Here is a 12777-nt window from a genome sequence, read left to right as displayed (position 1 = left end):
AAGGATTGTATGACTTTTCAAGTTACTGTTCAGCCCAGCGGCCACCAGTTCAGCTGCGAAGCGGACGAAACCGTGCTGGCGGCGGCGATACGCGCCGGCGTGGGCTTGCCGTATGGCTGTAAAAATGGCGCCTGCGGTTCCTGCAAGGGCAAAGTGCTTTCCGGCACCGTCCAACACAAGGCGCACCAGCAGCGCGCCCTGACGCCGGAAGAGGAAGCGGCCGGCTTTTCCCTGTTCTGCTGCGCCACCACGAACGCCGACCTCGTCATCGAAGCGCGCGAAGTGGCGGGCAGCAGCGACTATCCGATCAAGAAAATGCCGTCGCGCGTCACCACCATCGAGAAAGTCGCTCCCGACGTCGTCGTGCTGACCCTGCAGTTGCCGGCCAGCGAGCGCCTCAACTACCGCGCCGGACAGTATATCGAAATCCTGTTGCGCGACAACAAACGCCGCAGCTACAGCATGGCCAGCGCACCCGCCGACGGCGGCCCCGTGACCCTGCACATCCGCCACCTGCCGGGCGGCCTGTTCACCGACCAGGTATTCGGCACCATGAAAGAGCGCGACATCCTGCGTTTCGAAGGCCCGATGGGCACCTTCTTCCTGCGCGAGGACAGCGACAAGCCCGTCGTGCTGCTGGCCTCGGGCACGGGCTTCGCCCCGCTGAAAGCCATCGTCGAGCACATGATCAACGAGCGCTCCACGCGCCCGATCACCCTGTACTGGGGCGGGCGCCGTCCGCACGACCTGTACATGGATGCGCTGTGCCGCCAGTGGGCCGCCGACTTGCCGCAGTTCACCTATGTTCCCGTCGTGTCGGACGCCTTGCCGGAAGACGGCTGGAGCGGCCGCACGGGCTTCGTGCACCAGGCCGTCATCGCCGATATTCCGGACATGTCCGCGTATCAGGTATATGCCTGCGGCGCGCCCGTGATGGTCGATTCGGCCCACCGCGATTTCGTGCAACTGTGCCGGTTGCCGGCCGACGAGTTCTACGCCGACGCCTTCACCACGGAAGCCGACCTGGCCAAGTAAGCATCCAGACAGCGGGATGCTGCAGGTGCGGCATCCGCTGCCGCCACCCGCCCCATCCCGCCGCTCCCTGGAAAGTGTTCATGTCTTTCGCCATCCTGCGTCACCGCAACTTCGCCTTTTACCTTTCCGCCCGCGTGCTGGGCACCGTGGCCGTGCAGATGCAAAGCGTGGCCATCGGCTGGCAGGTGTACCAGATCACGGGCAGCCTGTTCGACCTGGGCTTGATCGGCCTGGCGCAGTTCGCCCCCTTCCTCGTCTTGATTTTGCCGGCCGGCCACGTGGCCGACCGCTACAACCGCCGCAACATCATCGCCTGGTGCATGACAGCGCAGCTCGCTTGCGCGCTTGCCCTGCTGGCATTCACCCTGAGTGGACTTGCCATCGTCTGGCCCGTCTTTGCCGTGCTGGTGCTGTTCGGCAGCGCGCGCGCCTTCATGATGCCGGCCACGCAAGCCGTGCTGGTCAACATGGTGCCCACGCAACACTTCAGCCGCGCCGTCGCGCTCAGCTCGTCGAGTTCGCACGTGGCCATCATCCTGGGGCCTACCCTGGGCGGCTTGCTGTATTACTTCGGCCCCAAGGTGGTGTATTTGATCTCGTCGGCCTTGCTGGTGCTGTCCGTGCTGCTGATGCGCGCCACCACGCCGGCGCCGCAAGTGGTCAGGCGGGAACCGGCCAGCTGGCATACCCTGCTCGAAGGCTTGCGCTTCGTCTGGTCGAAACCCATCGTGCTGGGCGCCATTTCGCTCGACCTGTTCGCCGTGCTGTTCGGCGGCGCCACGGCCCTGCTGCCGGCGCTCGCGCACGACGTGCTGCACATCGGCCCCAGCGGCCTGGGCTTGCTGCGCACGGCGCCGGGCGCCGGCGCGGCCCTGTGTTCGATCGTGCTGGCCATCTTCCCCATCACGCGCCGCGTGGGTCCGTGGATGTTCGGCGGCGTGGCCGTCTTCGGCCTGGGCACCCTGGTGCTGGGCAGCACCAGCTATTTCCCTCTGGCGCTGGTAGCGCTGTTCCTGATGGGCGCAGGCGACATGGTCAGCGTCTACATCCGCCACCTGCTGGTGCAGTTCGAGACACCGGACGAGATCCGCGGCCGGGTCAGCGCCGTGAACGCCGTCTTCATCGGCGCCTCGAACGAGCTGGGCGAATTCGAATCGGGCTTGACGGCCGGCTGGTTCGGCCTGGTGCGCGCCGTACTCTTCGGCGGCGCCGCCACCCTGGCCGTGACGGGCATCTGGGCCGTGCTGTTCCCCGTGCTGTCGCGCATGGACCGCTTCCCCCACCACGAAAAGGAAACGGCGGCGAAGGCGGCCACCACGGCGGCAACTTAAGCGTAAGATGCGCTATCCCAACAGATGCATCCTGGCACCATGAAAATCACGCTTCCGTTTCGCAGCTTCATCCGCAGCCGTCCCCACCTGAGCCTGGCCACGGCCATCGGCGTGGCGGCTGGTCTGCTGCTGCCTTCGTCCTGGCAACAGATGACGCGCTTGCTGACGGCGTGGAACGTGGCCGTCTGGTTTTACCTGGCGACGATGGCCTGGATGATGATGCGCGCCAACCACCACCGCGTGAAAATGATGGCGGCGCGCCAGGACGAGCGGGCGGCGACCGTCCTGTCGGCCCTGTCCGTCGCATCCGTGATGAGCCTGGTGGCCATCGTCTCGCAACTGTCCGCCATGAAGGACATGACACCGGACGCGCGCGCGCTGCACTACGGCTTGACGATACTCACGCTGGTCGGCTCCTGGTTCCTCGTCGGCACCCTGTTCTGCTTCCACTATGCCCACCTGTATTACCAGGCCGACCCCGCGCTGCGCCCGCTGAAGTTTCCCGACGACGAGCAAAACCCCGATTACTGGGATTTCCTGTATTTCTCGTTCACCATTGCCGTGGCCGTGCAAACGTCGGACGTTTCCGTCCAGACGCGCCTGATGCGGCAAATCGTGCTGGGGCAATCCGTGCTGAGCTTTTTCTTCAATCTGGTCGTGCTGGGGCTGTCGATCAATATTGCCGCAGGCCTGATCAATGGTTGAATAATTTCGTAGTGGAAACTTGACCTGGCTGAAGGGTTAAGCTCATCTTAATCGTGCGCACCCTCTTGAAATACTGGAAAGAGGAGTAAGATAAGTTCCATGCACAGAGGTCGTGTGCATGAGGCAGCAACCAGGCAGCAGCACGCCTGAGATGGGTTTTTTTTGAATTGACAGGAGTAAGCATATGCAAATCAATATTCATACCGACAGCACCATCGCCAACACCGCTGGACTGAACGAACATGTGCAATCCGTACTTGAAAGCGCACTGAGCCGCTTCCGCGACAACCTGACCCGCATCGAAGTCCACCTCAGCGACACGAATGGCCCAAAAGGCGGCGCAGACGATATCCGCTGCGTCATGGAAGCGCGCGTTGCCGGCTATCAACCAATTGCCGTCACTGAGCAAAACGCCACCGTGCATCAATCCGTCGCCGGCGCCACCGACAAACTGAAACGCGCCATCGATAGCGCCCTGGGCCGCCTGCAAGACAGCAAGCGCCACGCCACCGGCAAGAATGCCGTGATCGATACGGCCGAAGCGGAAGAAACCGCCGAGTAACTCCCCCCTGCAGGATTTCCAGAGACTGAGGCAGCCGTTCAAGGCTGCCTTTGCACATCTGGCCCGCCTTTTGTGCGCGGCAATACCAATAATAAAACCACAAGCATTTCAGCTTAATAACACGACAATGAAATAATTGTCGTATTTCTCACAGTAAGTGACATCAAGCAAGCCTTTGCCGTTACGGCCAAGGCCGCTTTACGCTATCATGAAGCTACCGGCACCCTGCTCGCGCGCCGGCTTTTTGAAAGTGTGATTGTGGAACAGATCGGCAACTTCGGCGCTTCAGGCTGCAACATCGGCGATTTACAGCTATTTCGCGATGGAGCGGATAGCCAGACGGCCGCCATGCTGGCGCCCTGCCCCGTCATGCGCCTCGAAGCGGGCGAAGCCATTGCCGACACGCAAGGCGCCAGCCTCTACATCGTCCTGCGCGGCTCGCTGGCCGTGGCAGCCGACACCCACACGGGCATGGATGACGGCACCGTCAGCAAGGTCTTGCCCGGCGAAAGCGTGGGTGAACAATCGGTGCTCGATGAAGCGAGCAACCTGGCCGCCATTTCCGCCCTGGAAGAAACTGATTTGCTGGTGATCGACGCGGCCGTCGTCTGGGAATTGATCGAGCAGTCGAACGGCCTGGCGCGCAACCTGCTGCGGTTGCTGTCCTTCCGCATCCGCGCCGCCAATGCCCTGCTGCGCCGCCGGCAGAAACTGGGCGAATTCTACCGCCAGCTGTCGATGGTCGACAGCCTGACGGGCCTGTACAACCGCGCCTGGCTCACCGATTTACTGCCGAACATGATCGTCACGGCCCACTCCAGCGCCTCGCCGCTGTCGCTGGTGATGATAGACCTCGACCATTTCAAGCGCTTCAACGACACGCACGGCCACCAGGCGGGGGACCAGGCGCTGCGCATCGCCGCGCAAGTGCTGGGCGCGGCCCTGCGGCCGACGGATTTTGCCGTGCGCTACGGTGGTGAGGAAATGATGGTGATCTTGCCCGATACCAGCGAACACGTGGCCCTGCGGGTAGCCGAACGCTTGTGCGAACGCATGCGGCAAGCCGTCATCTTCGCCGACATGCGCAGCGCGCTGCCGCACATCACGGGTTCGTTCGGCGTGGCCAGCCTGGCGGCCGAACAGGATGACCATGCGCTGATCGCGGCGGCCGACGCGGCGCTGTACCGCGCCAAGGCAAGCGGACGCAACCGCGTAAGCACCTGATAAAACGCCCATGGCGTCGTTGCATTGCCTCGTCGTACATTCGTACTGCCTCCGGCAACGCGCCTGGCCCTGGACATTTTCTCAGGCGCTTCCGGCGCAATATTGATCAGGCAGCCTTGCTGTCGGCCGGCTTGGAAGTATCCGGCTTGGCGGCCTCATCCTTCTTGCTGCTGTGCGCGGCGATGAAATCCGCATAGCCCTTCTGCACCAGTTCATACGTCTTGTCGATATTGCCGGCGATATCGCCTTTCAACACTTTCAAGCCGCCCAGGATATCGCGCGCTTCCTTGAAGCCTTTTTCCATGCCGCCGCTGATGGTGTCCATGAACTTGGTCAGGGCCGTATCGTCGTCCATGTCGGGATTCTGCTGCTTGAAGGCGTCAAAAAAACCCGTCGACAGCGATACAATGCGGCTCGCCGTCGCTTCGGCGCTATTGTCCTGCGACGCCGCGTTCTGGATCGCGTCGTCGCCGTACTGGCTCTTCAGCGCTTCATTGATGTTGGTGATGGCCGTCTTGTACAGCAGCGCCAGCGGCTCGTTCTCGGAACCGATCGACACGTTCAGCGAGGCCTGCATGATGGAAGCGTTCAATTGCAGCTTCGTGCGATCGTTGACGCTCATTTCAGCGTTGACGCCGTCCTTTTGCTGGACTTTATCGTCCTTGCCGGCAACGCCCGTACTGACGGAAGTCACGGAAGGGGTGGAATTGCCGCTAGCGGCGATGGGAATTGACACGATAGGCCTCCTTGAACGGGCAATGTATGCCACCATGCGGGAAACGCAGTGATGACCATCCTCTCGTGTAGTATCGGCAGGTTTTCAGAAAACTGTAGCAGCGGCGCTCTTTTACGGGCCCGGATAACCAATCAAGTAACCAAGTAATGACCATCAATGACTAAGCAGACCTTTCTTTGGCACGATTACGAAACCTTTGGCGCCCAGCCACGCCGCGACCGTCCGGCCCAGTTCGCCGCCATCCGCACGGATGAGGACCTCAACGAGATCGGCGAGCCGATCATGCTGTATTGCCAGCCTGCCAATGATTTCCTGCCCGACCCGCAATCGTGCCTGATCACGGGCATCACGCCGCAGCAATGTCTGCAGCTGGGCGTGCCCGAGCACCAGTTCGCCGCCACCATCGAAGCGGCCTTTTCGGAACCGGGCACCATCGGCGTGGGCTACAACACCATCCGTTTCGACGATGAAGTCACGCGTTTCCTGTTCTGGCGCAACCTGATCGACCCGTACGCGCGCGAATGGAAGAACCATTGCGGCCGCTGGGACATCCTCGACGTGGTGCGCATGACGCACGCGCTGCGCCCGGAAGGCATTCAATGGCCCAAGCGCGACGATGGCCAGACCAGTTTCAAGCTGGAACACCTGAGCAAGGCCAATGGCCTGGTCCACGAAGCGGCGCACGATGCGCTGTCCGACGTGCGCGCCACCATCGCCCTGGCCCGCCTGATCAGGCAGAAACAGCCGAAACTGTTCGAATTCTGCCTGGCCCTGCACAAGAAGGACCGGGTCGCCAGCGAAATGGGCATGCACCTGGCCGCCGGCGAGCGCCAGCCTTTCCTGCACGTGTCCGGCATGTTCCCCGCCGAACGGGGCTGCCTGGGCGTCGTCTGGCCGCTGGCCACGCACCCGAGCAACAAGAACGAGATCCTCGTCTGGGATTGCGCCTACGATCCGCGCGAACTGTTCGAACTGGACGCGGACACCATCCGCACGCGGCTGTTCACGCGCAAGGAAGCCATGCCGGAAGGCATGACGCGCCTGCCCGTGAAAAGCGTGCACCTGAACAAGTCGCCCATGCTGGTCGGCAATTTAAAAACCCTGTCGCCGGCCATGGCCGCGCAATGGGGCATCGACGTGGACGCGGCGAAAATCAACGCGCAATTTGCCGCCGCGGCGCCGAACATGGATGCGATCTGGGCCGCAGTGTTCCAGCGCCCGGGCGCGAATGTCGCGCTGGACGTGGATGAGGATTTGTACAACGGTTTCGTCAGCAACGACGACCGCCGCCTGCTGGAATCCTTGCGCCGCGAAACACCGGCCAAGCTGGCCACGGCCCGCCCTTCGTTTGCCGACGAGCGCCTGCAGGAATTGCTGTTCCGCTACCGCGCGCGCAATTTCCCGCAAACCCTGAGCGAGGCGGAAAGCCTGCGCTGGGAGCAGCACCGCGCCGCCCGCCTGTTCGACGGCGACGGCGGCGCCCGCACCATCGAAATGCTGTTTACGGAAATCGACGTGCTGTCGGAATCGGTCGATGAGCGGGGAGAAGAGATTTTAGGCGAGCTGTACGACTACGTGGAGATGGTGGCGCCCATGCGCGATTAGTCGCACCTAACCAAACCTACTGCGCGTCGGTATAGGTGGCCTGCGATGCTCACCGTACTAGAGTACGGTTGCGCTTCTCGACCACCTCTCCCTTCCGCTCGCTACGGTTTTGTTAGACGCTGTGAGGCCTGCTGAATGTAATTTTTCAGCCCGCACGGTGCGCTTTGATCACATCGCGCGCTCAATTTGCAGCCGTAGGTCGGATTAGCGGGCCGAAGGCCCGCGTAATCCGACAACATTGTGGACGTTAGCGGTGTTGTCGGGTTACGGCCACGGGCCTAACCCGACCTACATTTTTGATGGATGGTGCTTAAACCGAACGATGTTGATTGATGGCATCGCGCGTTTCAATCGCCACGCGGCGCGCCGCGTCGGCCCAGTCTTCGCCGTCCTGCGGCGTGGCGTAGATGATGGCGCGCGAGGAGCTGATCATCATGCCCATGCCGCTGGCCGTCTGGCCCGCGCCGACGGTGGCGGCGATGTCGCCGCCCTGGGCGCCGATGCCGGGTACCAGCAGCGGCATGTCGCCGACGATGGCGCGTACTTGCGCCAGTTCTTCAGGGAAGGTGGCGCCGACGACGAGCGCGCACTGGCCATTCTTGTTCCATTTCTCGGCCACCAGGCGTGCCACGCGCTGGTACAGCGGTTCGCCATCCGTATTCAGGAATTGCAGGTCCGAGCCGCCCGGGTTCGAGGTGCGGCACAGGATGATCACGCCGCGGTCTTTCCACGCCAGGTAAGGGTCGAGCGAATCCTCGCCCATGTAGGGGTTCACCGTGACGGCATCGGCGCCATAGCGCTCGAACGCTTCGCGCGCATATTGCGTGGCCGTCGCGCCGATGTCGCCCCGTTTCGCGTCGAGGATCAGCGGGATGTGCGGGTAGTTTTCGCGCACGTAGCGGCAGATGTCTTCCAGCTGCTTTTCCGCGCCCAGCGCGGCAAAATACGCGATCTGCGGCTTGAAGGCGCAGGCCAGGTCGGCCGTGGCGTCGATGATGCGCGTGCAAAAGGTGGTGATTCCATCAGGCAGATCGCGCAGTTCGGCCGGCAGTTTCGCCAGATCCGGGTCCAGACCCACGCACAGCAGGGAATTATTGGCCGTCCATGCGGCGGATAATTTATTGATGAAATTCACGGCACACCTTCTCTATCTTCAGTTGCAAACCCCGTATTGTAACGCGGCGCGGCCCCGGGAAGGCAGGCGGAGGCGGCGACCGGCGCTTATTAAACCGACATTGCGGGCCGTTTCAGGTATATTTGCCCCACCTCCCTTACTCTGCACGGAACCCATCATGCAAATCACGAATCAATTCACCAAATGGCTGCGCCTGGCGCTGAGCGTCACCGTCCTGGCCGGCATCCTGACGGGCTGCGGCTACAACGACTTCCAGAGCAAGGATGAAGCCACCAAGGCCGCCTGGGGCGAAGTGGTCAACCAGTACCAGCGCCGCGCCGACCTGATCCCCAACCTGGTCAACACCGTCAAGGGCTATGCCACGCACGAACGCGAAACCCTGGAAGCGGTGACCAAGGCGCGCGCCGCCGCCACCAGTTTCCAGATCACGCCCGAAGTGCTGAACGATCCGGCCGCGTTCGAGAAATTCCAGCAAGTGCAGGGCCAGCTGTCGTCGGCCCTGTCGCGCCTGATGGTCGTGTCCGAAAAATACCCTGACCTGAAGGCCGATACGAGCTTCCGCGATTTGCAGTCGCAGCTGGAAGGCACGGAAAACCGCATCACCGTGGCCCGCCAGCGCTACATCGCCGCCGTGCAGGACTACAACGTGCATGCGCGCAGCTTCCCGAACAACCTGACGGCCATGGTCTTCGGCTACAAGGTCAAGCCATCGTTCACGGTGGAAAACGAAAAAGCCATCTCGACGGCGCCGACCGTCAACTTTGGCAAATAAGATGAAAGCCTGGTCTTATCTGGCGGCGCTGGCGACGGCGCTGCTGCTGTGGACGATGGCGCCGGCCGGCGCGCAGGGCTTGCAGCCCGTGCCGCCGCTGGCCGCGCGCGTGACGGACAACGCCGGCATGCTGGACGCCAAGCAGAAAGCGGCGCTGGAAGGCGTGCTGGCCGACTACGAAGCGAAGACGGGCAGCCAGATCGCCGTGCTGCTGGTCAAGAGCACGGAACCGGAAGCCATCGAGCAATACAGCATCCGCGTGACGGATGCCTGGAAGCTGGGCCGCAAGGGCGTCGACGACGGCGTGCTGCTGATGGTGGCGAAGGACAACCCATCGTCCTTGCGCCGCCTGCGCATCGAGGCGGGCCGCGGCGTGCAGGGCGTGTTGACGGATGCGCAATCGAAACGCATCCTGCAAGACGTGATCGCCCCCCATTTCAAGCAGAATGACTATTACGGCGGCCTGGTCGCCGGCATCGGCGCCATTGCCACCCTGCTGAACCAGGAGCAATTCCCTGCCCCGGTCCAGCAGAAAGCGCCGGCCACGGTGGAAGCGGGCGGCATGAGCTTCTGGCTGCCGCTGCTGTTCTTCGGCTTCCTCGTCGTGCTGACCCTGTTCCGCTCGCGTGGCGGGCCGACGCGGCTGCAGCGCGGCAGCAACTGGTCCAGCGGCGCCACCGGCGTCGTGCTGGGCAGTATTTTGAACCAGGCGCTGAACAACCGCGGTGGCGGCGGCTTCGGCGGCGGTGGCGGCGGCTTCGGCGGTGGCGGTGGCGGCGGTGGTTTCGGTGGCGGCGGCGGCGGATTTGACGGCGGCGGCGCCTCGGGAGATTGGTAATGACGAAACATCTGACATTCGGCCAGCGCTGCGGACGGGCATTGAAGCATTTGCGGGGCACGCCGGCGACGGCGCGCCAGGCGTTTCCGGAACGTACCTTGAAAGCCATCGAGACGGCGATTGCCGACGGTGAAACGCTGCACCGTGCGGAAGTGCGCCTGATCGTCGAGGCGGCCCTGACGCCGGGCATGGCTTACCAGGGCGTGAGCAACCGCGAGCGGGCGCGCGAACTGTTCGCCCAGTATGGCGTGTGGGATACGGAAGACAACGTTGGCGTGCTCATCTACATCAACCTGGCCGAGCACCAGGTCGATATCGTGGCCGACCGCAACGTTGGCCGCCGCGTCACGCCGGAGCAATGGCAAGCCGTGTGCCGCACCATGACCAGGGGATTCAAGGAAGGCAACTTCCATGACAGCACCCTGGAAGCCCTGGCGCAGCTGAATACCTTGCTGCAAAGCCACTTCCCTGCCGATGGCACGCGCGGCAATCAGTTGCCGAACGAACCCATCCTCCTCTGATTCCTGCCCAGGGATTAAAATCTGCCCATTGCCGCGCAAGTCCGTGGCTGGGCAGCGCCCCCTATTACCCGCCGAGGAGCACTCATGAAACTGATCAATAAAACCGCCATCGTCACGGGCGCCACGCAAGGCATCGGCCTGGCTTGCGCCACCCGCCTGATCGCCGAAGGGGCGCAAGTGATGCTGGTCGACATCAAGGAAGAAGGCGCGCAAGCGGCCGCCGCCCTGGGCCCGCAAGCGCGCTTCTTTTGCGCCGACGTCAGCCAGAAGGCGGACGTCGACGCCATGCTGAAGGAAACCCTGGCGCAGTTCGGCCACATCGATATCCTCGTCAACAACGCGGGCGTCACGCACGCGGCCGATTTCCTCGACGTGTGCGAAGACGATTTCGACCGGGTCATGCGCATCAACCTGAAGTCGATGTTCCTGTGCGGCCAGGCCGTGGCGCGCGAGATGGTCAAGCGCAACAGCGGCTGCATCATCAATATGTCCAGCGTGAATGCGGAACTGGCGATCCCGAACCAGGTACCGTACGTGGTGTCGAAGGGTGCCATCAACCAGCTGACCAAGGTCATGGCCCTGAACCTGGCATCGCACGGCGTGCGCGTGAACGGCATCGGCCCGGGCACCATCCTGACGGAGCTGGCCAAGCAGGCTGTGTTGTCCAGCCCGCAAGCGCGCCACACGATTTTGTCGCGCACGCCGCTGGGCCGCTGCGGCGAACCGGAAGAAGTGGCCGGCATCGCCGCCTTCCTGGCCAGCGACGACGCCACCTACATGACGGGCCAGACCATCTATGTCGATGGCGGGCGCATGGCGCTCAACTACACGGTGGCCGTGAAGGATTGAGGGCAGGACGAGGCAGTTATATCAAAAAACGATAATGGATATCTAAAAAGACCATTAGACACATATCGTGCGACGCAGCATAATGCACCTGTCTCCACTATTCTCCTCCAAGAAAATAGTTTTAAGCCCGCTTTCACCAGCGGGCTTTTTTTTTGCCATCACGGCTGAAACATGGACATTCTTGCCATGACGAGCAATCTTCCCCGTCATTCCGCATATCGCATAAAAATGTTGCGGCGTGTCATCAGGCCGTCATTTTCGCCCCCTATACTTGCTTCATCTGCTGTACAGGCAACCGATATGCCTGACTACAGACAGGTGTGCCGCGATGGCACACCACTCCCCTTTCGTGACTGTGGCGGGCGCCGGCAAGGCGCGCGACATGGTGAGCACCGAGCAACTCTCAACTCTTGGCCCTTTTTATTTGGGTTTTTGGCCCGCGCCCCCGCGGGCCTTTTTTTGCCCGCGCGGCAAGCTCTTGCGCAAAAACATGGTGAGCCGCCATGCCCATGATATGGTAACTGCCTTTTCATCTGACCTGACGCATCATGCCTGCACCCTTGCTTGAACTTTGTTTTGCCGACCGCTACGAACGCTTGCGCTACCGCACCGCGCTGCTGCTGTATGCCCTGGTCATCCTGATCGGCGACATCCCCGGCGTGCGCGCGGACGTGGGCCAATATGCGTCGGGCGGCGTGCTGCATTCCTTCGGCTATGGCGTGCTGGCCCTGATCCTGTTCAGCGGCACGGGCGGCGGCATGGCGCGCCGCGCGCTGCTGTCGGTGCTGATGGTGGCGGCCATGGGTGCGCTGGACGAATTCATCCAGAGTTTCCTGCCGTACCGCCATGGCGCCGTCAGCGACTGGGTGGTCGATATCACGGCCGCCACGGCCGTCGTGCTGCCACTGTACTTTTGCTGGCCGGGCATGGCCGCTGCCGCACTGAAAAAACAGCAGGGCTGATCACGGCGCGGCGTCATCGCCGGCACCGAGTGCCAGCGGCAACTGCCTTTGGCCGGCCGCCGCCCGGCTCGCAACGCGACGCAGGGCCGTACGCATCTCCCGCCGGCCGGCCGCTCCCGCCGCGCGCGCCGCATCGCGCCGCATCTCCATCAACTGTTCCGACCGCGACAGCCTCGTCAAGGCATGCAGGGCCTGAGTCAGCGCATGGCGGGCGCGCGCGCCGCCCGCCGCGCCCGGGGCGCCGTACACGGCAGTCACCAGCTCATTGATCAGCTTGACGCTACGGGAATCGGCAGACATTTATTCTCCTGAGATAGGCAACGGAAAACAAGGGAAAACACAAGGGGAAAGCGCGAACGCCGTACTCGCCCTGCGCAGGAATGTCTTTTATACCAAGCTCGACAATCGAAGCGCTTGATGTACCTCAATGTGAAATAACAAGGACCGAACATCCTCCCCGCCCCGCGCTCTTACCAAGTAACCCCCATTAAATTATTGTGAT

At 62.6% G+C, this 12777-nt stretch carries 15 protein-coding genes; 12 read left to right on the top strand and 3 right to left on the bottom strand.

The features are described 5' to 3' along the window. The first annotated feature begins 9 nt into the window (after nucleotides 1-9). The 5 genes from BLU39_RS20150 (at nucleotide 10) to BLU39_RS20130 (ending at nucleotide 4857) form a co-directional block, all read left to right on the top strand. The gene (locus tag BLU39_RS20150; protein WP_092716155.1) at nucleotides 10-1035 is read left to right on the top strand and encodes a CDP-6-deoxy-delta-3,4-glucoseen reductase; all 1026 of its coding nucleotides are present in this window, start codon (nucleotides 10-12) and stop codon (nucleotides 1033-1035) included. 80 nt (nucleotides 1036-1115) lie between these two features. After that, nucleotides 1116-2366, top strand: coding sequence for an MFS transporter (locus BLU39_RS20145; RefSeq protein ID WP_092716153.1), 1251 nt, complete (start codon nucleotides 1116-1118; stop codon nucleotides 2364-2366). A 39-nt stretch (nucleotides 2367-2405) separates the two neighbouring features. Further along, nucleotides 2406-3071, top strand: a complete 666-nt coding sequence (locus BLU39_RS20140; protein ID WP_092716219.1) for a DUF1345 domain-containing protein — start codon at nucleotides 2406-2408, stop codon at nucleotides 3069-3071. A 184-nt stretch (nucleotides 3072-3255) separates the two neighbouring features. After that, complete coding sequence (locus BLU39_RS20135) at nucleotides 3256-3633, top strand: HPF/RaiA family ribosome-associated protein (RefSeq protein WP_086139606.1); 378 nt, start codon at nucleotides 3256-3258, stop codon at nucleotides 3631-3633. Between the two features lie 258 nt (nucleotides 3634-3891). Next, entirely contained in the window at nucleotides 3892-4857 is a 966-nt protein-coding gene (locus tag BLU39_RS20130; protein WP_092716151.1) for a GGDEF domain-containing protein, read from the top strand. Between the two features lie 106 nt (nucleotides 4858-4963). Here BLU39_RS20130 and BLU39_RS20125 read toward each other — a convergent pair whose 3' ends face one another. Further along, nucleotides 4964-5593: a DUF5610 domain-containing protein gene (locus BLU39_RS20125; protein ID WP_254789019.1), complete on the bottom strand. Its 630-nt coding sequence runs from the start codon at nucleotides 5591-5593 to the stop codon at nucleotides 4964-4966. A gap of 156 nt (nucleotides 5594-5749) precedes the next feature. On the opposite strand from BLU39_RS20125, the gene sbcB reads away from it, so the two are divergent. After that, entirely contained in the window at nucleotides 5750-7198 is a 1449-nt protein-coding gene (gene sbcB, locus BLU39_RS20120; RefSeq protein WP_092716147.1) for an exodeoxyribonuclease I, read from the top strand. 310 nt (nucleotides 7199-7508) lie between these two features. Here sbcB and pyrF read toward each other — a convergent pair whose 3' ends face one another. Beyond that, complete coding sequence (gene pyrF / locus BLU39_RS20115; RefSeq protein ID WP_092716145.1) at nucleotides 7509-8333, bottom strand: orotidine-5'-phosphate decarboxylase; 825 nt, start codon at nucleotides 8331-8333, stop codon at nucleotides 7509-7511. 157 nt (nucleotides 8334-8490) lie between these two features. Here pyrF and BLU39_RS20110 point away from each other — a divergent pair, with 157 nt between their 5' ends. From BLU39_RS20110 to BLU39_RS20090, 6 genes are all read left to right on the top strand, one after another. Next, nucleotides 8491-9105: a LemA family protein gene (locus tag BLU39_RS20110; protein WP_070313665.1), complete on the top strand. Its 615-nt coding sequence runs from the start codon at nucleotides 8491-8493 to the stop codon at nucleotides 9103-9105. A gap of 1 nt (nucleotide 9106) precedes the next feature. Then, nucleotides 9107-9943 carry a TPM domain-containing protein gene (locus tag BLU39_RS20105; RefSeq protein ID WP_092716143.1) on the top strand — a complete coding sequence of 279 codons (837 nt, stop codon included), beginning with the start codon at nucleotides 9107-9109 and terminating at the stop codon, nucleotides 9941-9943. After that, entirely contained in the window at nucleotides 9943-10464 is a 522-nt protein-coding gene (locus tag BLU39_RS20100; RefSeq protein ID WP_092716140.1) for a TPM domain-containing protein, read from the top strand. Before BLU39_RS20105 ends, BLU39_RS20100 begins: the two co-directional genes overlap by 1 nt. Nucleotides 10465-10548: 84 nt before the next feature. Next, complete coding sequence (locus tag BLU39_RS20095; protein ID WP_092716138.1) at nucleotides 10549-11313, top strand: SDR family NAD(P)-dependent oxidoreductase; 765 nt, start codon at nucleotides 10549-10551, stop codon at nucleotides 11311-11313. 328 nt (nucleotides 11314-11641) lie between these two features. Next, nucleotides 11642-11881, top strand: a complete 240-nt coding sequence (locus BLU39_RS28335) for a hypothetical protein (RefSeq protein WP_139178398.1) — start codon at nucleotides 11642-11644, stop codon at nucleotides 11879-11881. Then, on the top strand, nucleotides 11862-12275 hold the full coding sequence (locus BLU39_RS20090) for a VanZ family protein (protein ID WP_232731321.1): 414 nt from the start codon (nucleotides 11862-11864) through the stop codon (nucleotides 12273-12275). Before BLU39_RS28335 ends, BLU39_RS20090 begins: the two co-directional genes overlap by 20 nt. On the opposite strand, the gene BLU39_RS20085 is transcribed toward BLU39_RS20090, so the two are convergent. After that, nucleotides 12276-12575, bottom strand: a complete 300-nt coding sequence (locus tag BLU39_RS20085; protein WP_092716136.1) for a hypothetical protein — start codon at nucleotides 12573-12575, stop codon at nucleotides 12276-12278. Between the last annotated feature and the right edge of the window lie 202 nt (nucleotides 12576-12777).

The organism is Janthinobacterium sp. OK676, from assembly GCF_900103595.1.
Lineage (GTDB): Bacteria > Pseudomonadota > Gammaproteobacteria > Burkholderiales > Burkholderiaceae_D > Janthinobacterium.
This window is presented reverse-complemented; position numbering and strand designations above follow the sequence as displayed.